Raw genomic sequence first — 21,463 nt, 5'->3', positions numbered from 1 at the left:
AAACCGATGGGTCAGCCTAGGACTTACGCAGCGCCGCTGTCACCTGCGCGTTTCCGCCCGGGGCAAGTCAGCAAGATTTGTGCAGTCGCCCCATGTCATGCAGAGATCGGACCTGACCAAGAGGGGCTCCATGACTGCCAGCTACGAAGACCGCATGCTCCGCGTGCTCGACTATATCCACGACAACCCGCGGGGGGATCTCTCCCTTGACGCGCTCGCCGATGTCGCCGCCATGTCGCGGTTCCATTGGCACCGGGTGTTTCACGGCATGACCGGCGAGACCGCCGCGCAGGCCGTGCGTCGCATCCGGCTCCATCGCGCCGCGTGTTGGCTGGTGCAGACCGAGGAGAGCGTCGCCGAGATCGCGACTCAGGCGGGGTATGACACCCCGCAGAGCTTCTCGCGCGCCTTCCGGGATGGCTTTGGCATGACCCCGACCCGGTTCAGGTTCCGCGGTGATCTCACCGCGCCTCTACTGAAACCGGACAAAGGATCCAGACCCATGTTTCCCGTACAGATCGAAACCCTGCCTGCCATGCGCCTTGCGGTGCTGCCCCATACCGGCGCCTATATGGAGGTCAGCCGGGTCTTCGAGCAGGTGTCGACCCTCGCCACCTCCCGCAACCTCTGGCCCCATGCCACAGGGATGCTGGGCCTCTATTATGACGACCCCAACGCGGTGCCCGCCGCCGAGTTGCGCAGCCATGCGGGTCTGTCCCTCGGGCCGGATGCCGAGATTGCATCCCCGCTCGAAGAGATCTCCCTGCCCAGCCGGAGCTACGGCGTGCTGACCTTCAAGGGGCCCTATGCAGGATTGCGGGCGGCCTATGACCACCTCTATGGGACGTGGCTGCCGAGCTCGGGGCGCGAACCTGCGCATCAACCGGCTTTGGAGATCTATCTCAACGCACCGCAGGACACCGCGCCCGATAACCTGTTGACCAAGGTTTGTGTTCCGCTCAAGGCCGAGACCCGCGCCAAAGAGCCCGCATAGCAAGCTATCTGACCGGGGGCGGGTTTCGGATCGGAAACCCGTCCCTGACGGCTTGCGGCGATTGCGACAGAAAAGCCGCATTTTACGACTTGCCGGATATCCGTCCTGCCGCTTATACGCGGCGGCGGGACACCCTTCCCCAACGAAGGGCAGATATCTGGAAGGATACCAGCAATGGCTATCGAAGCTCCGGCCACGCGGCCGGCCAACCCGCGTTTTTCCTCTGGCCCCTGTGCCAAACCCCCCACCTGGACTCTGGATGCACTTGCCGACGCCGCCCTTGGCCGCTCGCACCGTGCCGCCATCGGCAAGGACAAGCTGAAGGCCGCGATCGAGACCACCCGTGAGGTGCTCGGCGTGCCGGCCGACTACAAGATCGGCATCGTGCCCGCCTCCGACACCGGGGCCTATGAAATGGCCATGTGGAGCCTCCTAGGTGAACGCCCGGTCGAGATGCTCGCATGGGAAAGCTTCGGCTCCGGCTGGGTCACCGATGCGGTGAAACAGCTCAAGCTCGACGCAGTGACCCGGACCGCCGAATATGGCGAGATCGTAGATTTCGCGCAGGTCGATTTCGACAAGGATGTCTGCTTCACCTGGAACGGCACGACCTCCGGCGTGCGCGTGCCGAATGGTGACGCGATCCCCGCGGACCGCGCGGGGCTGACCCTGTGCGACGCGACCTCTGCGGCTTTTGCCATGGACCTGCCCTGGGACAAGCTGGATGTGACGACCTTCTCCTGGCAGAAGGTGCTGGGCGGTGAGGCGGCCCATGGCATCCTGATCCTGAGCCCCCGCGCCGTCGCCCGGCTCGAGAGCTACACGCCCGCGTGGCCCCTGCCGAAAATCTTCCGCCTCACGAAGGGCGGCAAGCTGATCGACGGGATCTTCACCGGGGCGACGATCAACACGCCGTCGATGCTCTGCGTCGAGGACTACCTCTTCGCGCTGGACTGGGCGAAATCCGTGGGCGGGCTCAAGGGCCTGATCGCGCGGGCGGATGCGAATACCGCCGCCGTGACCGCCTTTGTCGAGGCCAATGACTGGATCGATTTCCTCGCCGTGGACCCGGCGACGCGGTCAAACACCTCTGTCTGCCTGAAGTTCTCCGACGAGCGGATCCTCGACGGCGCGAGCTTCGCCAAGGCCGTTGCCAAGCGGCTCGAGGCCGAAGGCATCGCTCTCGATATCGGCGCCTATCGCGACGCCCCTGCGGGCCTGCGCATCTGGTGCGGCGGCACGGTGGAAACCTCGGATGTCGAGGCCATGCTGCCTTGGCTCGCATGGGCCTTCGAGGCTGAGATTGCCGCACAGAAAGCCGCCGCCTGAGCGACGCGCGTCCGCCCGGTCGTGACAGCGACCGGGCCACCCTTCCCTGAATTCCGGCCCGCCCCAACAGACAGGGCGCGTGGCCAGCACCGCATAAAGGAGCCCATCATGGCCCCCAAAGTACTCGTCTCCGACAAGCTCTCGGAAACCGCCGTCCAGATCTTCCGCGACCGTGGAATCGAGGTCGACTTCGAACCCGCCCTCGGCAAGGACAAGGACAAGCTCGCCGAAGTGATCGGCCAGTATGACGGCCTCGCCATCCGCTCGGCCACCAAGGTCACGGAAAAGCTTCTTGAGAATGCCGATAACCTCAAGGTCGTCGGTCGCGCCGGGATCGGCACCGACAATGTGGACAAGGTCGCGGCCTCCAAGAAAGGTGTGATCGTCATGAACACGCCCTTCGGGAACATGATCACCACCGCCGAGCATGCCATCGCGATGATGTTCGCCGTGGCCCGCCAGATCCCCGAGGCCAGCGCCTCAACCCATGCGGGCAAGTGGGAGAAGTCGAAATTCATGGGGGTCGAGCTGACCGCCAAGACCCTGGGCGTGATCGGCGCGGGCAATATCGGCGGCATCGTGTGCGAGCGGGCCGTGGGTCTGAAAATGAAGGTCGTGGCCTACGACCCCTTCCTGAGCGAAGAGCGCGCCGCCAAGCTCGGCGTCGAGAAGGTCGAGTTGGACGAGCTGTTGACCCGCGCGGACTTCATCACGCTGCATGTGCCCTTCACCGAGCAGACCAAGAATATCCTGAGCCGCGAGGCGCTGGAGAAAACCAAAAAAGGCGTTCGGATCATCAACTGCGCCCGTGGCGGTCTGGTCGATGAAGAGGCGCTCGCAGAGCTGCTGAAATCCGGCCATGTGGCCGGCGCGGCCTTCGACGTCTTCGCCCAGGAGCCAGCGACAGAGAACCCGCTCTTCAATCTGCCCAACGTGGTCTGCACGCCGCATCTGGGCGCTTCGACCACCGAAGCGCAGGAGAACGTTGCCCTGCAGGTGGCCGAGCAGATGTCGAACTACCTGCTGAGCGGGGCTGTGGAAAACGCGCTGAACATGCCGTCGGTGACGGCTGAGGAAGCCAAGGTCATGGGCCCTTGGGTCAAGCTCGCCGGTCATCTCGGCACCTTCGTGGGGCAACTCACCGAAGAGGCCATCGACAGCATCGAGATCACCTATAACGGCACCGTATCCAAGATGAACCTCGAGGCGCTGAACTGCGCCGCCGTGGCGGGGATCATGCAGGCCACGAACCCGGACGTGAACATGGTCTCTGCCCCCGTGATCGCCAAGGAGCGCGGCATTGGCATCTCGACCACCACGCAGGACAAATCCGGTGTGTTTGACGGCTACATCAAGCTGACGGTCAAGACGGCGGATCGCGAACGGTCCATCGCGGGCACGGTCTTCTCGGATGGCAAGCCGCGTTTCATCCAGATCAAGGGCATCAATATCGATGCCGAGATCGGCGAGCACATGCTCTATACGACAAACAAGGACGTCCCCGGCATCATCGGGACGCTGGGCATGACCATGGGCCAGAACAGCGTGAACATCGCGAACTTTACCCTTGGTCGCGACGAGACCAATGGCGACGCGATTGCGATGCTCTATCTCGACGCGCCCTGCCCGGCCAATGTGCTGGACAAGCTCACCGAGACCGGTCTTTTCCAGCAGGTCCGGCCCTTGCAATTCAACGTTGCCTGAGGTCGAAACGATCTGAAACAGTGACATGGCCCCGCTGATTTCGGCGGGGCCTTCTTTTTTTTGGATAGATCATGCGATTTTATGCGATTGGCGATATTCACGGCCATCTGGACCAGCTCATCGAAGCCCATCGGTTGATCGACGAGGACCGGAGCCGCGTCCGGGATCCGGACGCGGCGGTCGTGCATACGGGCGACCTCGTGGATCGTGGCCCCGACAGCAAGGGTGTCATCGATCATCTGATCGCCGGGCGCGCCCGCGGCGCACCCTGGGCTGTGCTTCTGGGCAACCATGACCGCATGTTCCTGCGTTTCGTTCGGGACGGGGCGAGCCATGATCCGGCGATCAAATCCGGCAAGAGCTGGCTCCACCCGGCACTGGGAGGGGCGACCACACTGGCCTCTTACGGTGTCGCGGCCGAGGACGGAGATTTCGCCCCCGCAAGGGAGGCCGCCGCACAAGCCGTGCCCGCTGCACATCTCGATTTCGTTGCGAGCCTGCCGCTCTGGATCGAAACCGAGGCGCATATCTGCGTCCATGCGGGGATCCGGCCCGGCATCGCCCTTCAGCAGCAGACCGAGGAGGATCTCCTCTGGATTCGGGACGACTTCCTGCGCGAGACCGCGGATCACGGCAAGCTCGTGGTCCATGGTCACACGGCCCTGAAGATGCCGACCTTCTACGGCAACCGCCTGAACATCGATGCCGGCGCGGGCTATGGACGCCCCCTGTCTCCGGTTGTGGTCGAGGGGCGCAAGGCCTGGATGTTGACGGAAACGGGCCGGTTTCTGTTACCGGCGCCCTAGGTCAGGTCTTTGCGAGGGCCAGGGCCGCGCGCAACGCCTCCAGATCCCCCACATGATTGGCGAGGATAAGAACGAGCCGCGCGTTCAGGGCATGGCTTTCGGCTTCCGACAACCCGCGATGGGCGTCTAGCAGCTCCGCGTAGAACGTGTCATGCTCCGGCAGGTTCGGGGTCGTTGTCAGCGGCATCAGCCCCCCTCCCAGACGACCCGGATGGCATCAGCGATCTGCGTCGCGTCCCCCTCTGTCCAGCGTGCGGCGATGACCTGATCGGGACGGATGAGATAAAAGCCAGCCTTGGCCTCGCCGAGATAGCGCGCCTGAAGCTCCGGCGTGACCGGCAGGTTCAGAACGCGGCAGTCGAGGCCGCCCGGCGGCGCCGCGCCGATGGCGAGCAGAACAAGATCGCGCCCGAGCTCGGACAAAAGCCACCCTTCGGCGACCGGCGCATCCGGCGCCACCGCGCCGGGGCACGTGCCCTCGGGCATGGATGGCGCATCGGGGCCCTTGGACGGATAGGTGCAAGGCCGCGACAGCCGCCCGGAATTCACCCAGCCCCGCGCGAAGGCTGTCTGCCCGGCAAGATGCAACACCTGATCGCGGAACATCCGTTCGACCCCGTCTCCGGGGGTCATGAACTTCGTGGCGCGGGCGGAATTGGCTATGTTCTCATCCGCGCCGAAGCCACGCTCCCGATCATAACTCTTGAGCAGGCTGTCCCCGGCCCGCCCTTCCAGCACTGCAGCCAGTTTCCAGCCGAGATTGTCCACATCCTGCAGCCCGCCATTGCCGCCGCGCGCGCCGAACGGGCTGACCACATGGGCGCTGTCCCCGACAAAGATCACCGGTCCGTGGACGAACTCAGCCAGCCGCCGACATTGGAAGGTGTAGACACTGACCCAGTCGAGGCGGAAATCGTCATGGCCAACCACCTTGACGATGCGCGGAATGACGATCTCGGGCTGCATCTCATGCTCGGGATTGGCGTCCCAGCCCAGTTGCAGGTCGATCCGGTATATATTGTCCGGCTGCTTGTGCAGCAGCGCCGACTGGCCGGTGTGAAACTCTGGTTCGAACCAGAAATGCCGCTCGGAGGGGAAATCCGCCTGCATCTCGATATCGGCAATCAGGAAACGTTCCTCGAAGACCTCGCCTTCGAACTCCAGCCCGAGCATGCCGCGGATCGGGGAGCGTGCGCCATCGCAGGCCAGCACATAGGACGCCTCCAGCGCATAGGGGCCGTCCGGCGTCTCGATATCCAGGATCGCCCCCGCAGCCCCGGGATCAACGCCCACGACCCTGTTCTTGAAGCGCAGATCGATCAACGGGATCTCTTGCGCGCGCTCCACGAGGAACTGTTCCACATAGTATTGCTGCAGGTTGATGAAGGCCGGCATCTTGTGGCCCGCCTCGGGCAGGAGGTCGAAATTGAACACCTCCTGATCGCGGTGAAAGGTGCGCCCGACCTGCCACGTGACCCCCTTGTCGAGCGCCTTCTCAGCGATGCCGAGCCGGTCGAAAATCTCAAGCGAGCGCTTGGACCAGCAGATCGCCCGACTGCCCACCGACACCACGTTGTTGTCGTCAAGCACAACCGAGGCGACCCCGTGCTCCGCCAACTCGATTGCCATGGCAAGCCCGATCGGACCTGCGCCAACAATCACCACGGGCTTCTTCGCCTCCGGCGCCGTCAGCCCCGGGGGCGGCACATAGTCGAACGGTTGGTAGTCATAGGCCATCACGTCTCCTCCCGCGTTGCCCAAAGCCGTCGCGCCGCCCAGATCGCGGTACCGCCAAAGAACGCGCTGGCGATCAGGACGACCTCAACCCAGGCGATGCCGCCAAACCCCCGCGTGGCCAATGCGCCCCCCATCAAAGCCAGCCCCACGAGGCTGAAGCCGAGCCGGAACCACAGCTCGCCACGGGTCGGGCCGAACTTGCTCATCCGCGCGGGTCCCGGGCCGCCGAAGCGGCGGAGACGATTGCGATATGGCGTGGCATGGCGACCCTCCTCAGCCCTGCAGGGCGGCCCACATCTCCTTGTCCCGCGCAGCGGTCCAGATGCGGGGTGTCTCGATCCCGCGCGCCTCGTCATAGGCCCGCGCGACGTTGAAGGGCAGGCAGTGTTCATAGATCGCGTAATCGGCGAATTTGGGATCACATTCGGCGCGCACCGCCTCCCAGGCGTCCTTGAGGCTGCCGCCCCGGGCGGCCACCCGCGCAGCCGGGCGATAGGTGCTTTCGACAAAATCGCGAGTGCTCTCGATCGCGGCTGAGACCATCTCTTCGCCAATCAGCGCATCGCCCCGCCCCGGCGCGATAGCGCGCGGCTCATAGGCGGCGATCTGATCCAGTGTTTCGCCCCATTCGGTCAGGTGCCCGTCCCCGCAATAGCAGGCGGAGTGAAACTCGACGATGTCGCCGGTGAACATCACCTCCTCATCCGGCACCCAGATCACCGCGTCCCCTGCCGTATGGGCGCGGCCCAGATGCATGATGTCCACCCGCCGCTGGCCGAGATAGACGGTCATCCGATCCGAGAAGGTCGTTGTCGGCCAAGTCAGGCCCGGGATGCTCTCATGCCCTTCGAAAAGGCGCGGGAACCGGTCGAACTCGCTATCCCAATCCTCCTGCCCGCGCTCGGCCACCATGGCGCGCGCCGTGTCGGACATGATGATCTGTTCGGCACCATAAGCGGAGGCCCCAAGCACCCGCACCGCGTGGTAATGGGTCAGCACCAAATGCGAGATCGGCTTGTCCGTCACCTTGCGGATCTCGGCAATCACCGTCTCGGCCAGACGCGGCGTCGCCTGGGCCTCGATCACCATGACGCTGTCGTCCCCGATGATCACACCGGAGTTTGGATCGCCCTCGGCGGTGAAGGCCCAAAGCCCCGCACCGACCTCGACAAAGCTGGTCTGCTTCTCGCTCAGATCCCCTGCCGACGCGAACGCCTTGCTCATGCCCTCTCCTCCCTTCGGGCATAGGCCCGTATCTGTGCGCGACTGTGCGCAACGCCCCGCTAGGGGTCTTCGCCACCTGAAAAATGGGCACCTTCCTGCCGCCGCCCCGGCATGTCCCTAAATTCCCCGGGATATTTCCGCGATCGCTTGCCCCGGCCGGACCAGATGACCAGCGCCACAATCGCGACGAACACCCCAATAACGATGTAGCCCGGATCCATCAGGTCCCCTCCGGCGTGCCGTTGAACTTCTTCTCCAGATCGGCCCAGCAGTCGATGTAATCGTCCTGCAGAGGCGCCTCTTGGGCTGCAAACCGGGTCAGGTGCTGGGGAAACCGCGTCTCGAACATGAAGCTCATAGTATTGTCGAGCTTTTCTGGTGCCAACTCCGCAGTTGACGCCCCCTCGAACGCACCGCGATCCGGGCCATGGGGCAGCATCATGTTGTGCAGGCTCATCCCGCCCGGGACAAAGCCCTGCGGCTTGGCGTCATACTGGCCGTAAATGTTGCCCATCAACTCGGACATGACATTCTTGTGGTACCAGGGCGGACGGAAGGTGTTCTCCGCCACCATCCAGCGTTCGCGAAACAGCACGAAGTCGATATTCGCCGTCCCCTCCACCCCCGAAGGCGCGGTCAGGACCGTGAAGATCGATGGATCCGGGTGATCGAACAAAACCGCCCCCACCGGACAATAGGTCCGCAGGTCGTATTTGCAGGGCGCGTAATTGCCGTGCCAAGCCACCACGTCGAGCGGGCTATGCCCGATCTCGGTCTCATGGAACTGGCCGCACCATTTCACGGTCACCGTCGAGGGCACCTCCCGATCCTCATAGGCCGCCACGGGTGTCTTGAAGTCCCGCCGGTTCGCCATGCAATTCGCCCCGATCGGACCGCGCCCGGGCAGATCGAACTTCTGGCCGTAATTCTCGCAGACAAAGCCCCGTGCCGGTCCCTCGAGCACCTCGACCCGGTAGAGCAGGCCCCGCGGCAGGATCGCGATCTCCTTCGGGGCGAGGTCGATCACGCCGAGCTCGGTACAGAACCGCAGCCGCCCCTCCTGTGGAACGACGAGAAGTTCGCTATCGGCGGAGTAGAAATACGCCTCCTCCATGGAGGCCGTAACCAGATAGATATGGGCCGCCATCCCCACTTGCGTGTTCACATCCCCCGCCGTGGTCATGGTCCGCATGCCTGTCAGCCAGGTCAGCGGCGCGTCCGAATGGGGCACCGGGTCCCAGCGATACTGCCCGAGACTGATCACATCCGGATCCACATGGGGCGCGGTTTTCCAATAGGGCAGGTCGATCTTTCGGTAGCGCCCGGAATGCTTCACCGAGGGCCGGATACGGTAACACCAAGTGCGCTCGTTCTGATGACTAGGCGCGGTGAACGCCGTCCCCGAGAGCTGTTCACCATAGAGCCCATAGGCGCAGCGCTGGGGGCTGTTCTGCCCCTGCGGCAGCGCGCCGGGCAAGGCTTCGGTCTCGAAATCATTGCCGAAACCGGGCATGTAAACCGCACCCGTGGCGCTCACGGCCTGCTGCATCCGAACCTGTCGCTCTTGCTTGTTCATGGGCTCCCCCGTCCCCGGACGCAATACTGTTGCACATGCAACGAGTTGAGGCAACGTCTCTTGCCAATCCGCGCCGGGCACGGAACCCTGCGCCCGGACCACGCGTTGACCTGCCAAACCGGAGACCTCCATGCATCGCCTTCTTTGCGCCGCCACCCTGTGCCTCGCCCTTCCCTCCCATGCCGAACAGGTCGGCAATGTGGATGTGGACTGGGTGGGCAATGATATCATCATCGAGGCGATTCAGGACCCCGACGTCACCGGAGTGACCTGCCACATCGCCTATTTCGAGCGCGGCCTGCTCGACCGGCTGTCCAAGGGGAACTGGTTCGAGGATCCGTCCAATGCCTCCATCGCCTGCCGCCAGACCGGGCCGATCACCATCGGGGATATCGACCGCGATGACGAAGGCGAAGACGTGTTCAACGAGCGCCGCTCCATCGTGCTGAAATCCCTGCGGATCAAGCGGATCTTCGACGAAGCAAACCAGACGCTGATCTATGTGGCCCATGCCCGCGAACTGACCGATGGATCCGCGAAAATGGCGATCTCCACCGTGCCGCTCTATCAGCCGTAACTCTGACTGACCTCGGCAAGGCCTGCGGCGCAACGCTACGACTGGGCCGGAGCTCCCCGGCATCGCTATGGGTTGGGCACGCGGGGATCTGGTTAAAAATGCGAACCGCTCAGGCATGCATCAGGCGGCCGAGACAAGCGCATCCGGGCAAAGCTCTGCCAAGGATCAGGGTGTACGGGACATCACCGGACGGCCATGCCTTAAACGACAAGGCCCCCATGGCCCGCTCCGCCGCACGACAACTCCGCTCCGCATACGTCCAGCACACCTGCACAGACGTAATCCGGCGATCGACGCATATCCCATCCGCTGCACCATAGAGCGCGACAGGAAATCTTAAGTCTGAAAATATCCTCGCCGAAGGCCCGCCCCGGCAGGGGCGCTTACCCGGTCCGCATCGTATCGCCGGGTTCGAGCACCGGCGCGAGGGTGATCGTCTCCCCCGGCAGGTCCGCATCCATCCGCGCCACGATCATCTCGGCCGCCGCCCGCCCGATCTCGCGTCGGCAGGAATCGATGGTCGCCAGCTTGATCGGCAACCCGCGCAAAAGCTCCACACCGTTGAACCCGGCCATGCCGAACCCGTTGGGGATATCCAGCCCCTGTTCCTTGCAATAGAGCAACCCGCCCGCGCCGATCAGGTCGTTGGAATAATACATGAAGTCGAGATCCGGAGCCTTCTCCAGCATCGACGCCGTCAGCTCGCGCCCCTTGGCCAATGCCGATCCGCCCTCGTAGAATTCCCATTCCGCAAGCTCGACACCGCCCTTGGCCAGCGCCTCGACAAAGCCCTCGTAGCGTTTGCGCGCCCGGTGATCGAGCGCCATCTTGGTGCCCATGAACCCGATCCGGCGATACCCCGCCTCGAGGATCGCCTCGCCCATCTCGCGGCCCGCGCGCCGGTGCGAGATCCCCACGGCGCAATCGGTCGGATTGCCATCCGTATCCATGATCTCGACCACCGGAATGCCCGCATTGCGCAGCATGGCACGCGCAGCCTCGGTATGTTCCAGCCCGGCGATGATGATGCCCGAGGGACGCCAGCTCAGCATCTCGTAGAGGACCTTCTCCTCCTTCTCCGGCAGGTAATCCGTGATCCCGACCACGGGCTGCAGGTCGGTCTCTTCCAGCACGCTGGAGATGCCGCCCATCACCTCGGGAAAGACCATGTTCGACATGGACGGGATGATCACCGCCACCAGGTTCACCCGGTTCGATGCGAGCGCGCCGGCAATCTTGTTGGGCACATAGCCCAGTGTCCGCGCCGCCTCCTGCACCTTGGCGCGGGTGGCGTCTGACACATCACCCCGATTCCGCAACACGCGACTGACGGTCATTTCGCTCACGCCGGACGCCTCGGATACATCCCGAAGGGTCAGAGGGCGTCGCGTGCCACTGTCGGTCGTCTCGGTCATGCAGGTTCCTCGCGCGCGGGTGAGTGGAGGTCGGATCCACTGCCGCGTCAGACTGGATCCTGCCCCAATGCTACGTTAGCGCTCCCAAGGGTGGCAAGGGCTGGCACGTGCGGTCGCTTGACATGGAACAAGAGATTTCGACTTTAATCCGCGGGGTTTGCCCGTTTTCGCGCGATCCGTCGCCGCAGCGGGCCGGATCAGGCCATCCGCGCCTTCAACGCCGTGAACTTGTTGGCCAGATGCGCGGCGAGCCGCTGGCCCAGCTCCGCGCCGTCGCGCGCCTCGAGTGCGGCGATGATGCCTTCGTGTTCCTCGACCGCCTGCTGCCAGCGCTCGTCCGAGATATTGGCCAGAAACCGCGCACGCTTGACCCGGCTGGCCAACACCTTGTGGTGCTGGCTGAGCACCTCGTTTCCGGCAGCGGCGAGGATCCCCTCATGGATGTCCTGATTGGCCCGGAAATACTCCTGCCGGTTCCGCGTCGAGAAACAGGCCACCATGTCTTCATGGTGGCTGCGGATCTCGGCGATCTGGGCATCGGTGGCCGCTGCACAGGCCAGCTCGCCCGCCAGACGCTCCAACGAGGCAATCACCGGAAAGGTCGCCTCCAGCTCTTCCATCGTCACGGTCGACACCCAGGCGCCCCGGTTCGGCTCGAGCACCGCGAGCCCCTCGTTAGCCAGAACCTTGAGCGCCTCGCGCATCGGCGTCCGGGACACGCCAAAGCTCTCGCAAAGGTCCTTTTCCGGGATTTTGGTCCCGGGCTCGAGCGTGCCCTCGATGATCAGTTCGCGCACCCGGTCCACGAGTTCCGCATGCAGAGACGGGCGGGAGATCGGCTTGGCAAGGTTCATCTCAGGCTCCTGTCCCGGCGCCATCCAGCGCCATTTCCAACACCCGCGCCACGTGGATTGCCTCGCGCGCGGCTCCGTCCTTGATCTGGTGGCGGCAGGAGGTGCCATCCGCCACGACAATCGCATCTGCCGGGGCCGCCCGCACCGCGGGTAGCAGGTCCAGCTCGGCCATTTTAAGCGAGGTTTCTACCGTATCTTTGCCATATCCAAAAGCCCCGGCCATGCCGCAGCAACTGGTCTCGACCATCTCGACCTCGGTCCCGGGGATCTGCGCCAGCACCTTTTGCACCGACCCCATGACGTTATGGGCCTTCTGGTGGCAATGACCATGGAGCAGGATCGGCCGCCCCAAGGGCTTGAGCGGCAGGGCAATCCCGGCTTGCGCGAGGTATTCTTCCAGCATCAGCGCCTTGGCCGCCACGGCCTCGGCTGCATCGCCCGGAACAAGCACCGGGATCTCGTCCCGCAAGGTCAGAAGCGACGAGGGCTCCAGCCCGACAATGGGCACGCCCGCTTCGGCATGGGGGCGCAGGGCGTCGAGGGCGCGGTGCGCCGACGCGCGCGCCTCCTCCACCAGGCCGACGGCCAGATAGGTCCGCCCACAGTCGAGCACGCCTTTGCCGTCGACCGGGCGCGCCACGGCAACCTTGAGCCCCGCGGCCTGCAACACGCGACCCGCCGCGCGCAGGTTCTCCGGCTCGAAGTAGCGGTTGAAGATATCCGCCCAGAGCACGACATCCGGGTTCGCATCCTGAAACTCATCGTCGCGGAACGGCCGCGACGACCAGCGCGGCAGATCGCGCCCGGCGGCAAAGCCGGTCAGCCCTTCGGTCAGCTTCGCCACCCCCGGCAACCAGTTGCGCGCATTGGCAAGCCACGGCAGTTTCGACGCAAAGGGCGCGTATTTGGGCATATAACCCACCAGCTTGTCATGCAGGCTCAGCCCGTGTTTCTGCGCCCGGGCCGCCAGCACCTCGATCTTCATCTTGGCCATGTCCACGCCCGTGGGACATTCCCGTTTGCACCCCTTGCACGAAACGCAGAGCTTCATGGTCTCGGCCATGGCATCCGACGCGAAGGCATCCGGTCCGAGCTGACCGGAAATGGCCAGTCGCAGGGAGTTCGCCCGTCCGCGCACCACGTCCCGCTCGTTGCGCGTCACCCGGTAGGAGGGGCACATCACCCCGCCCTTGAGCTTGCGGCAAGCGCCGTTGTTGTTGCACATCTCGACCGCGCCTTGAAATCCGCCGCCCGCGCCGGGCCATGCGGACCAGTCGAGCGCGGTCTTCATGGGCTTCACCGCGTATTCGGGCCCATAGCGAAAGAGGGTCCGGTCATCCATCTTGGGCGGGCGGACGATCTTGCCCGGGTTGAAGAATCCGGTCGGATCGAAGCGGTCCTTCACCTCGCCGAAACTTTCGACCATGCGCGGGCCAAACATCTTTTCATGGAATTCGCTCCGCACGATACCGTCGCCATGCTCCCCCGAATGGGAGCCCTTGTATTTGGCGACGAGGTCAAAGCATTCCTCGGCAATCGCGCGCATGGTTTTGACGTCCTGATCGAGCTTCATGTTCAGAACGGGCCGGACATGCAGGCAGCCGACCGAGGCGTGGGCGTACCATGTGCCCTTGGTGCCGTTCTTTTCAAAGATCTCGGTCAGGCCCGCGGTGTACTCGGCCAGATCCGGCAACTCGACTGCGCAATCCTCAACAAAGGAGACCGGCTTGCCTTCGGATTTCATGGACATCATGATGTTCAGGCCGGACTTGCGGACCTCGCCGATCTCATTTTGCAGTTTCGCGTCCGTGACGGCGACCGAGCCGCCCCAGTTCTTGCCGCTGCGATCAAAGGCGAAGCCGAGCTCCGACATTTTGTCTGACAATTCTTCGAGCTTGGCGGCATTCGCCGCGTCCGATCCCTCGGCAAACTCGACGAGCAGCAATGCGGCTGGTTCGCCCTCGACAAATTGACTGATTGTCTGACGAAACATTGGAATGTCCCGCGCCAGAGCGATCATGGTGTCATCCACAAGCTCCACGGCGGCCGGTTTCAGGGGCACCAAATGCTGCGCAGCATCCATCGCAGCGTGAAAGCTCGGGAAGTGGCACGCGCCAGTGACCTTGGTCGTCTGCAAGGGAGACAGCTTGAGCTCGATTTCGGTGAAATAGCCCAGCGTGCCTTCGGATCCGACCAGCAAATGCGCCATGTTGTTCTGCGCGTGATCCGGGGTCAGGGCATCGATGTTGTAGCCGCCGACTCGCCGGATGATGTTCGGGAAACGCGCTGCGATCTCGGCCTGCTCCCGCTCACCGAGGGCGAGCATGTCCGAGGTCAACGCGGACAGCGCATCATTCCCAAACGGAGCCCCGCGCGACACGGGCCCGAACCGCGCCCGGGTGCCATCCGCGAGAATCGCCTCGATCGAAAGGACGTTGTCGCGCATCGTGCCATAGCGCAGGGACCGCCCACCGCAGGAATTGTTCGCCGCCATCCCGCCGATCGTGGCGCGGGACGCGGTGGAGACATCCACCGGATACCAGAGGCCATGTGGCCTCAGCGCCCGGTTCAACTCGTCCAGCACGATGCCCGGCTGAACCACACAGCGCCGGTTCTCAACATCCAGTTCGATGATCTTGTTGAAGTATTTGGTGTTGTCGAGCACGAGCGCGGTGTTCACCGTCTGCCCGCATTGCGAGGTCCCGCCGCCGCGCGGCAGAACGCTGGCGCCCAACTCGCGCGCCGCACCGAGGGCCGTTTCGATATCCTGCAGGCCACGCGGCACCACCGCGCCCAGCGGGGTCATCTGATAGATCGAGGCATCCGTCGCGTAGCGTCCGCGCGAGAAGGCATCGAACAGAAGGTCTCCCTCGATCTGCCCTTGCAGACGCGCCGCCAAGGGCGACTTCTCCATCATCCCCATCTGCTTCTCCCTGTTTTTCGATCCCGGAAAAAACCGGGTTGACTGAATTATGAATTCATAATTGTGTATGCACAACACAAAACCGGCTGTGCGCCCGACAAAAACCCGACCGACGTCCGGGTCCGTGCCATCAGCCCAGAACAAGCAGTGGAGGGGACCCACCCAATGCGTAAAGCCGGACGCCATTTTCTGCAGATCCCAGGCCCGAGCGCGGTACCAGACCGCATCTTGCGGGCGATTTCGATGCAGACCATCGACCATCGCGGCCCGGATTTCGCCGCGGTTGGGCAAAAGGCGCTGGAGGGGATGAAATCCATCTTCCAGACCCAGCAGAACGTCTTCATCTTCCCATCCTCCGGGACCGGCGCCTGGGAAGCCGCGCTGGTGAATACCATGTCACCCGGCGACACCGTGCTGATGTACGAAACGGGTCATTTCGCAACGCTGTGGCAGAAGATGGCCAAGAAGATCGGGCTGAACCCGCAGTTTATCGAGGGGGATTGGCGCGGTGGCGCGGACCCGCAAGCCATCGAGGATCGGCTGCGCGCCGATACCGCCCACGAGATCAAGGCGGTTTGCGTGGTCCATAACGAAACCTCGACCGGGTCGGTCTCACCGATTGCCGAGGTGCGCGCCGCCATCGACGCGGCCGGTCACCCCGCGCTGCTGATGGTCGATTCGATCTCGGGTCTCGCGTCTGTGCCCTTCGAGTTCGATGCCTGGGGCGTGGATGTCTGCGTTTCCGGATCGCAGAAGGGTCTGATGCTGCCGCCGGGGCTGAGCTTCAACGCCGCTTCGGACCGCGCCCTCGAAGTCTCGAAAAGCGCCACGATGACAAGGTCTTATTGGGATTGGCAGGATATGCTGGGCCCCAACAACACCGGCTATTTCCCCTACACGCCCGGGACAAACCTGCTCTATGGCCTAAATGAAGCAATCGACATGCTTCATGAGGAGGGGCTGGAGAATGTCTTTGAGCGTCATCGCCGTCACGGCGCGGCCACCCGCGCGGCTGTGCGGACATGGGGGCTGGAGGTTCTCTGCGCCCGGCAGGGGCAGGAGAGTGGCGTGCTCACCGCGGTTCTGATGCCCGAGGGGCATTCCGCAGATGCGTTCCGCGCGACAACTCTGGCCCATTACGACATCTCGCTCGGCAACGGCCTGAGCAAGGTCGCCGACAAAGTGTTCCGCATCGGGCATTTGGGCGATTTCAACGATCTGATGCTCGTTGCGACCCTTTCGGGCGTGGAGATGGGCCTCGCCAAGGCGGGTGTGCCGCACAGCACCGGAGGGGTGCAGGCGGCCATGGAACATCTCAAGACCCATGACGCGGTGCCGCTCGCCGCAGAATAAGACAAACTGACAATCAGACAATTTAGGGAGGAAAATCTGATGAAACTTAAGACAGCTCTTCTGGGTGCTGTGGCCGCGGTCTCGCTGCCGGTGACAGCATCCGCTGCGGACCTGACCCTGCGCTTCGGCCATGTGGGCGCGCCCGGGTCCCTGTTCGAGGCATCCGTGAACGCTTTTGCCCAATGCGCCAACGACAAGCTGGGCGATGCGGCAGAGGTCCAGACCTTTGGCGCAAGTCAGCTCGGCAATGACCGGGAAATGCTGCAGAAGCTGAAGCTGGGCCAGGTGCACCTGTCCCTGCCCTCGTCCGTGATGTCCTCGATCGCGCCGGAGTTCGGCATCTTCGAGATGCCCTATATCATCCGTGACCGCGACCACATGAAGCGCGTGCAGGCCGAGCTGGGCGACACCTTCCAGGAGGCGGCGCTGAGCCAAGGCTACCGGATCATCGGCTATTTCGAGAATGGCTTCCGGCACATCACCAACAATGTGCGCCCGATCAACACGCCCGAGGATCTGGCCGGTGTAAAACTGCGTACGCCGAACGGCGCATGGCGCGTGAAGATGTTCCAGGAGTATGGCGCGAACCCGACGCCCATGTCCTTCTCGGAGGTGTTCACGGCCCTGCAGACCAAGGTCATCGACGGGCAGGAGAACCCCTACGCCCAGATCGCCTCGGCCAAGTTCCAGGAAGTGCAAAGCTATCTGTCCATCACCGGCCATGTCTATACGCCGGCTTATGTGACCGTTGCCGAGAACCAGTGGCAGAAATGGCCCGAGGACGTCCGCGCGGCGCTTGAGGCCTGCGGCACCGAAACTCAGGACACGGTCTATGAGATCGCAGCCAATCTCGAGACCGAGCTGCTGGGCGTGATCAAGGACGCCGGTGTCGCTGTGAACGAGGCGGACAAGGTGGCCTTCGTGACCGCGTCCTCCCCGATCTACGACGCCTTCGCGGCCGAGGTCGAGGGCGCATCCGCCATGATCGACACGGTGCAGTCCCTGGCCGACGGCTCCTGATCCGAACGTAGGCGGGCGGCGCGTCCTCGCGCGGCCCGCCCTTTCGGTTTCTCCGACAAATCAACCGCTTGCCCGGCACCATCTTTGGTGCCCCGGGCGCGCTTTGCCCTACGATACGGATAGCCCATGCTCGCCACGTTCCGAAAGGTCCTCGAGACCGCTCTGGAATGGTTCGTCATCTTCCTGATGGTGTTCCTGACCGTCATCGTCATTGTCGCCGTCCTCTGGAGGCTCGCCGGATCGAGCTTCAGCTGGTACGACGAGGTGGCTGCGATCCTGCTCGCATGGATCACCTATTACGGGGCCGCACTGGCCGCGCTGCGCCGTCGCCATATCGGGTTTGACAGCGTGCTTCTCGCCATCCCGATGCCTGCGCGCATGTGGGGCGTGGCCTTTGCCGAGGCGGTGACCGCGGGCTTCTTCCTCCTGCTGGCCTGGGCCGGGTTCACGGTTCTGACGGTGATGACCGGCATGAACCTGATCTCGCTCACCTGGGTTCCGATCACCTTTACCCAATCCGTCATTCCCATCGGCGCGGTTCTCTTCCTGATCTGTCAGGCGCTGAGCCTGCCGGAGTACTGGGCCAAGACCGCCGCCGGGATCTCGCTGGAGCATGCCGAGATCGAGGAAGAGGTGGAAACCGAGATGAAGAAAGCGGGGAACGCCTGATGCTGATGCTTGGTATTTTCGTGGCGATGGTGGCGATGATCTGTCTGAACATCCCCATCGCCGTGGCGCTCGCCGTGTCCGCCATTCTCGGCCTTCTGGTGACCGAAGGCACGGGCGCGCTCGTGACGGTGGCGCTGGACATGTATAACGGGTCCACCAAATTCTCGCTGATCGCCATTCCGATGTTCGTGCTGGCCGGTGCGATCATGAATGCAGGCGGCATTACGGACCGGCTGATCAACTTCGTGGCGGCCATCATCGGGTTCGTGCGGGGCGGTCTCGCCCATGTGAATATCGGTGTATCGCTGTTCTTTGCCGAGATCTCCGGTTCGGCGGTGGCCGATGTGGCCGCGATGGGCTCTGTCATGATCCCGCAGATGAAAAAGCGCGGCTATTCCGGGGCACTGTCGGCGGCGGTCACGTCCTCCTCCGCCTCGCTGGCGATCATCATTCCACCCTCGATCCCCATGATCCTCTATGCCACCTCGGCCAATGTCTCGGTGGAACAACTCTTTGTGGCTGGCATCGTGCCCGGTCTTCTGGGCGCTGCGGGGCTGATGGGCGTGGCCTATGTCTTTGCCCGCCGCTACGACCTGCCCCGCGAAGAGGCGTTCTCGGGTCGCAGGCTGTGGGAGACATTTGTCGACGCGCTGCCGACCTTCGCCCTGCCGATCATCATCCTCGGCGGTATCTTTGGCGGCTTCGTGACCGCAACCGAGGCTGCCGGTTTGGCCGTTCTCGCGGCCATCATCGTCAGCCTCTACTACCGTCAGGTGGATCTGCGCCGTCTCAAGAGCGCGATGCTCGATGGGGGCATGCAGACCGCCGTGGTCATGGTGCTGGTGGCGGCCTCGGTCGTGATGGGCGGGTTCCTGACCCGGGCACAAGTCCCGCAGGACATTGCCCAGGGCATCCTCAACGTCACCGACAACAAGTGGCTGATCCTTCTGATCCTGAACTTCTTCTTCCTGATCATCGGCTTCTTCCTGCACTCGGCGGCGGCCATCATCCTCGTGGTGCCGATCGTCATCCCGCTGATCGTGGCGGCGGATATCAACCCGATCCATTTCGGACTGGTCGTGACCCTGAACCTCGCCATCGGGCAGCAGACGCCCCCGGTCGCTTCGGTCCTGATCACCGCCTGTGCAGTGGCCCGGGCCAATATCTGGGAAGTGTCCAAGGTCAATATCTGGTTCATCATGGTGCTGCTGACCGTGCTGCTGATGTGCACCTACATCCCGTCCATCCCACTGTTCCTGGTGGAGTATTTCTACGGATGAGCGAACTTCTGACAGAAGCCAAGAACGGCACCCTCTGGGTGTCGTTCAACCGTCCGGAGGCCCGCAACGCGCTGACCTTCGGGATGTATGAGGGGCTCGCCGAGCTCTGCCAGTCCGTGCCGACCGACGGGTCGGTGCGGGCGGTTGTCATCAAGGGCAATGGCGGCAAGGCCTTTGCCGCAGGCACCGACATGACCCAGTTCCGCGCCTTCGAGACCGCACAGGATGCGCTGGACTACGAGGCGCGGATCGAGGCCGTTCTGACCGCGATTGAGACCTGCCCCTTGCCGACCATCGCAGCCATTCACGGCGCCTGCACCGGCGGAGGAGCCTCCATCGCGGCGGTCTGTGACCTGCGGATCGCCAGTGAAACGCTGAAATTCGGCTTTCCGATCGCGCGGACCCTAGGCAACTGCCTCGCCGCCGGGAACCTTGCGCGATTGTCGTCACTGATGGGCGCTGGCCGTGTCCGCGAGTTGATCTTTACCGCCCGCCTCATGGAGGCGGATGACGCCTTATGCGTGGGCCTCGTGTCCGAGGTGCTGACGGATGAGGCCGCCCTGCTCGACCGCGCCGAAGAGCTCGCAGCCCAGATCGGTGCCATGGCCCCGCTGACCCTGCGCGCCACCAAGGAAGCCATGCGCCGGACCCGCGCGGCGACACAGGTCGACGATCACGACCTGATCGAGCTCTGCTACATGAGCGCCGATTTCCGCGAGGGGATGGAGGCCTTCCTCGGCAAGCGCAAACCGAACTGGAGCGGCACATGACAGCCCAAGGTCCCCTCGTCGGCATGAAGGTCATCGAGCTCGCCCATATCATGGCGGGCCCTGTCTGCGGCATGATGCTGGCGGATATGGGCGCGGATGTGATCAAGGTCGAAAAGCCCGATGGCGATGACAGCCGCCGCTTCCTGCCCCCGGATATCAACGGCGAAAGCGCCGCTTATATGATGATGAACCGGGGCAAGCGCGGGATATCCCTGAACCTCAAGGATCCTGAGGCGGTCGACATCCTGCACGCCCTGCTGCGCGACGCGGATGTGGTGATCGAAAACTACCGCATGGGCACGATGGAAAAGCTGGGGCTCGGCTACGAGAAACTGCGCGCCGAGAACCCAAGGCTGATCTATTGCGAGATCTCGGGCTTTGGCCGCACCGGGCCCTATGCCCATCGCGGCGGGTTCGACCTGATCGCGCAGGGGATGTCGGGCCTCATGTCGATCACCGGCGAGGGGCCGGGGCGGCCCCCGGTCAAGCCCGGCGCGCCGATCTCGGACATCACCAGCGGGATCGTGGCCGCCATGGGCGTGAACGCGGCCTATTCCCATGCGCTCCAGACCGGGCAGGGCCAGAAGGTCGACACCAGCCTGTTCGAGGCCGCCATCACCCAGACCTATTGGCAATCGGCCATTGCCTTTGCCACGGGCCACGCGCCCGAGCCCGAAGGCTCCGCCCATCCGATCAACGCGCCCTATCAGGCGTTTCATACCGCCGATGGCTGGATCAATATCGGCGCGGCGAACCAAAAGAACTGGCTGCGGCTGCTGGAGGTGATCGAGGCGGATGAGCTGCGCGAAGACCCGCGCTTTGCCACCAATCGCGACCGGCGCGTGAACCTGGCCGAGCTCGTACCCTTGCTGGAGGCGCATTTCGAAACGCGCACCACCGAGGACTGGCTCACACGGATGGAGGCGGCGGGCCTGCCCGCAGGACCCGTGCTCAGCATTCCCGAGATGCATGCGGATCCGCAGGCCCGCGCGCGGGAAATGATCGTCGAGACGGATCATCCTGTCGCCGGTCCGGTCCAAGCGCTCGGCCTGCCCGTGAAGTTTTCCGAGACCCCCGGCGGGGTGCAGGGGGCCGCGCCGCTCCTTGGGCAGCACAGCCGCACGGTGCTCGAAGATCTCGACTACAGCGCCGAGCGGATCGACCAGCTCATCCGCTCGGGCGCGGTGATCACACCCGACGCCCCATCCGCCACCGCCCGCGCGTCCTGAACC

Annotated in this window: 20 protein-coding genes; 11 read left to right on the top strand and 9 right to left on the bottom strand. The window is 63.9% G+C overall.

Translation table 11 applies throughout. From position 1 onward, the window contains the following. The first annotated feature begins 130 nt into the window (after positions 1-130). From ACP15I_RS09455 to ACP15I_RS09440, 4 genes are all read left to right on the top strand, one after another. A complete protein-coding gene (locus tag ACP15I_RS09455) occupies positions 131-994 on the top strand; it encodes an AraC family transcriptional regulator (RefSeq protein WP_424974877.1) in 864 nt (287 codons plus the stop codon). Between the two features lie 174 nt (positions 995-1,168). Next, positions 1,169-2,323: a phosphoserine transaminase gene (locus ACP15I_RS09450; protein WP_424974876.1), complete on the top strand. Its 1,155-nt coding sequence runs from the start codon at positions 1,169-1,171 to the stop codon at positions 2,321-2,323. 108 nt (positions 2,324-2,431) lie between these two features. Continuing rightward, positions 2,432-4,027, top strand: coding sequence for a phosphoglycerate dehydrogenase (serA, locus tag ACP15I_RS09445; protein ID WP_424974875.1), 1,596 nt, complete (start codon positions 2,432-2,434; stop codon positions 4,025-4,027). Positions 4,028-4,098: 71 nt separating this feature from the next. Continuing rightward, positions 4,099-4,833: a metallophosphoesterase family protein gene (locus ACP15I_RS09440; RefSeq protein ID WP_424974874.1), complete on the top strand. Its 735-nt coding sequence runs from the start codon at positions 4,099-4,101 to the stop codon at positions 4,831-4,833. A gap of 1 nt (position 4,834) precedes the next feature. On the opposite strand, the gene ACP15I_RS09435 is transcribed toward ACP15I_RS09440, so the two are convergent. The 6 genes from ACP15I_RS09435 to hmgA form a co-directional block, all read right to left on the bottom strand. After that, positions 4,835-5,020 (bottom strand): DUF2783 domain-containing protein, encoded by a 186-nt coding sequence (locus ACP15I_RS09435; protein WP_424966357.1) that lies wholly within the window; start codon positions 5,018-5,020, stop codon positions 4,835-4,837. Then, complete coding sequence (locus ACP15I_RS09430; protein ID WP_424974873.1) at positions 5,020-6,570, bottom strand: FAD-dependent oxidoreductase; 1,551 nt, start codon at positions 6,568-6,570, stop codon at positions 5,020-5,022. Before ACP15I_RS09430 ends, ACP15I_RS09435 begins: the two co-directional genes overlap by 1 nt. Next, positions 6,570-6,776, bottom strand: coding sequence for a hypothetical protein (locus tag ACP15I_RS09425; RefSeq protein ID WP_424974872.1), 207 nt, complete (start codon positions 6,774-6,776; stop codon positions 6,570-6,572). The genes ACP15I_RS09430 and ACP15I_RS09425 overlap by 1 nt, the downstream gene beginning before the upstream one ends. A 67-nt stretch (positions 6,777-6,843) precedes the next feature. Continuing rightward, positions 6,844-7,794, bottom strand: a complete 951-nt coding sequence (locus tag ACP15I_RS09420) for an MBL fold metallo-hydrolase (protein WP_424974870.1) — start codon at positions 7,792-7,794, stop codon at positions 6,844-6,846. Between the two features lie 59 nt (positions 7,795-7,853). Continuing rightward, a complete protein-coding gene (locus ACP15I_RS09415) occupies positions 7,854-8,015 on the bottom strand; it encodes a hypothetical protein (protein WP_424974869.1) in 162 nt (53 codons plus the stop codon). Continuing rightward, entirely contained in the window at positions 8,015-9,370 is a 1,356-nt protein-coding gene (gene hmgA, locus ACP15I_RS09410; RefSeq protein ID WP_424974868.1) for a homogentisate 1,2-dioxygenase, read from the bottom strand. The genes ACP15I_RS09415 and hmgA overlap by 1 nt, the downstream gene beginning before the upstream one ends. A gap of 130 nt (positions 9,371-9,500) precedes the next feature. On the opposite strand from hmgA, the gene ACP15I_RS09405 reads away from it, so the two are divergent. After that, positions 9,501-9,947: a CreA family protein gene (locus tag ACP15I_RS09405; protein ID WP_424974867.1), complete on the top strand. Its 447-nt coding sequence runs from the start codon at positions 9,501-9,503 to the stop codon at positions 9,945-9,947. A 383-nt stretch (positions 9,948-10,330) separates the two neighbouring features. On the opposite strand, the gene ACP15I_RS09400 is transcribed toward ACP15I_RS09405, so the two are convergent. From ACP15I_RS09400 to ACP15I_RS09390, 3 genes are all read right to left on the bottom strand, one after another. Further along, a complete protein-coding gene (locus tag ACP15I_RS09400; RefSeq protein WP_424974866.1) occupies positions 10,331-11,362 on the bottom strand; it encodes a LacI family DNA-binding transcriptional regulator in 1,032 nt (343 codons plus the stop codon). A gap of 197 nt (positions 11,363-11,559) precedes the next feature. Continuing rightward, a complete protein-coding gene (locus ACP15I_RS09395; protein ID WP_424966349.1) occupies positions 11,560-12,216 on the bottom strand; it encodes a GntR family transcriptional regulator in 657 nt (218 codons plus the stop codon). A gap of 1 nt (position 12,217) precedes the next feature. Next, positions 12,218-15,139 carry an FAD-binding and (Fe-S)-binding domain-containing protein gene (locus tag ACP15I_RS09390; protein WP_424974865.1) on the bottom strand — a complete coding sequence of 974 codons (2,922 nt, stop codon included), beginning with the start codon at positions 15,137-15,139 and terminating at the stop codon, positions 12,218-12,220. Positions 15,140-15,304: 165 nt separating this feature from the next. Here ACP15I_RS09390 and ACP15I_RS09385 point away from each other — a divergent pair, with 165 nt between their 5' ends. From ACP15I_RS09385 to ACP15I_RS09360, 6 genes are all read left to right on the top strand, one after another. Further along, complete coding sequence (locus ACP15I_RS09385) at positions 15,305-16,492, top strand: pyridoxal-phosphate-dependent aminotransferase family protein (RefSeq protein WP_424974864.1); 1,188 nt, start codon at positions 15,305-15,307, stop codon at positions 16,490-16,492. Between the two features lie 39 nt (positions 16,493-16,531). Further along, positions 16,532-17,512, top strand: a complete 981-nt coding sequence (locus tag ACP15I_RS09380; RefSeq protein WP_424974863.1) for a TRAP transporter substrate-binding protein — start codon at positions 16,532-16,534, stop codon at positions 17,510-17,512. Between the two features lie 126 nt (positions 17,513-17,638). After that, positions 17,639-18,181 (top strand): TRAP transporter small permease, encoded by a 543-nt coding sequence (locus ACP15I_RS09375; protein ID WP_424974862.1) that lies wholly within the window; start codon positions 17,639-17,641, stop codon positions 18,179-18,181. Next, entirely contained in the window at positions 18,181-19,461 is a 1,281-nt protein-coding gene (locus ACP15I_RS09370) for a TRAP transporter large permease (protein WP_424966344.1), read from the top strand. The genes ACP15I_RS09375 and ACP15I_RS09370 overlap by 1 nt, the downstream gene beginning before the upstream one ends. Next, a complete protein-coding gene (locus ACP15I_RS09365; protein ID WP_424974861.1) occupies positions 19,458-20,231 on the top strand; it encodes an enoyl-CoA hydratase/isomerase family protein in 774 nt (257 codons plus the stop codon). Before ACP15I_RS09370 ends, ACP15I_RS09365 begins: the two co-directional genes overlap by 4 nt. Further along, positions 20,228-21,460: a CaiB/BaiF CoA transferase family protein gene (locus ACP15I_RS09360; RefSeq protein ID WP_424974860.1), complete on the top strand. Its 1,233-nt coding sequence runs from the start codon at positions 20,228-20,230 to the stop codon at positions 21,458-21,460. Before ACP15I_RS09365 ends, ACP15I_RS09360 begins: the two co-directional genes overlap by 4 nt. The last annotated feature ends 3 nt before the right edge of the window (positions 21,461-21,463 follow it).

The sequence above is a fragment of the Dinoroseobacter sp. S124A genome, assembly GCF_049801015.1.
Classification (GTDB): Bacteria; Pseudomonadota; Alphaproteobacteria; order Rhodobacterales; family Rhodobacteraceae; genus Dinoroseobacter.
The sequence above is the reverse complement of the archived record's forward strand: the minus strand, read 5'-3'. Positions and strand labels throughout refer to the sequence as shown.

Bases quoted from the DNA above. Each gene is read 5' to 3' on its own strand.
- ACP15I_RS09455 (WP_424974877.1), top strand. From the start codon at position 131: ATGACTGCCAGCTACGAAGACCGCATGCTCCGCGTGCTCGACTATATC.
- ACP15I_RS09450 (WP_424974876.1), top strand. From the start codon at position 1,169: ATGGCTATCGAAGCTCCGGCCACGCGGCCGGCCAACCCGCGTTTTTCC.
- serA (WP_424974875.1), top strand. From the start codon at position 2,432: ATGGCCCCCAAAGTACTCGTCTCCGACAAGCTCTCGGAAACCGCCGTC.
- ACP15I_RS09440 (WP_424974874.1), top strand. From the start codon at position 4,099: ATGCGATTTTATGCGATTGGCGATATTCACGGCCATCTGGACCAGCTC.
- ACP15I_RS09435 (WP_424966357.1), bottom strand. From the start codon at position 5,020: ATGCCGCTGACAACGACCCCGAACCTGCCGGAGCATGACACGTTCTAC.
- ACP15I_RS09430 (WP_424974873.1), bottom strand. From the start codon at position 6,570: ATGGCCTATGACTACCAACCGTTCGACTATGTGCCGCCCCCGGGGCTG.
- ACP15I_RS09425 (WP_424974872.1), bottom strand. From the start codon at position 6,776: ATGAGCAAGTTCGGCCCGACCCGTGGCGAGCTGTGGTTCCGGCTCGGC.
- ACP15I_RS09420 (WP_424974870.1), bottom strand. From the start codon at position 7,794: ATGAGCAAGGCGTTCGCGTCGGCAGGGGATCTGAGCGAGAAGCAGACC.
- ACP15I_RS09415 (WP_424974869.1), bottom strand. From the start codon at position 8,015: ATGGATCCGGGCTACATCGTTATTGGGGTGTTCGTCGCGATTGTGGCG.
- hmgA (WP_424974868.1), bottom strand. From the start codon at position 9,370: ATGAACAAGCAAGAGCGACAGGTTCGGATGCAGCAGGCCGTGAGCGCC.
- ACP15I_RS09405 (WP_424974867.1), top strand. From the start codon at position 9,501: ATGCATCGCCTTCTTTGCGCCGCCACCCTGTGCCTCGCCCTTCCCTCC.
- ACP15I_RS09400 (WP_424974866.1), bottom strand. From the start codon at position 11,362: ATGACCGAGACGACCGACAGTGGCACGCGACGCCCTCTGACCCTTCGG.
- ACP15I_RS09395 (WP_424966349.1), bottom strand. From the start codon at position 12,216: ATGAACCTTGCCAAGCCGATCTCCCGCCCGTCTCTGCATGCGGAACTC.
- ACP15I_RS09390 (WP_424974865.1), bottom strand. From the start codon at position 15,139: ATGGGGATGATGGAGAAGTCGCCCTTGGCGGCGCGTCTGCAAGGGCAG.
- ACP15I_RS09385 (WP_424974864.1), top strand. From the start codon at position 15,305: ATGCGTAAAGCCGGACGCCATTTTCTGCAGATCCCAGGCCCGAGCGCG.
- ACP15I_RS09380 (WP_424974863.1), top strand. From the start codon at position 16,532: ATGAAACTTAAGACAGCTCTTCTGGGTGCTGTGGCCGCGGTCTCGCTG.
- ACP15I_RS09375 (WP_424974862.1), top strand. From the start codon at position 17,639: ATGCTCGCCACGTTCCGAAAGGTCCTCGAGACCGCTCTGGAATGGTTC.
- ACP15I_RS09370 (WP_424966344.1), top strand. From the start codon at position 18,181: ATGCTGATGCTTGGTATTTTCGTGGCGATGGTGGCGATGATCTGTCTG.
- ACP15I_RS09365 (WP_424974861.1), top strand. From the start codon at position 19,458: ATGAGCGAACTTCTGACAGAAGCCAAGAACGGCACCCTCTGGGTGTCG.
- ACP15I_RS09360 (WP_424974860.1), top strand. From the start codon at position 20,228: ATGACAGCCCAAGGTCCCCTCGTCGGCATGAAGGTCATCGAGCTCGCC.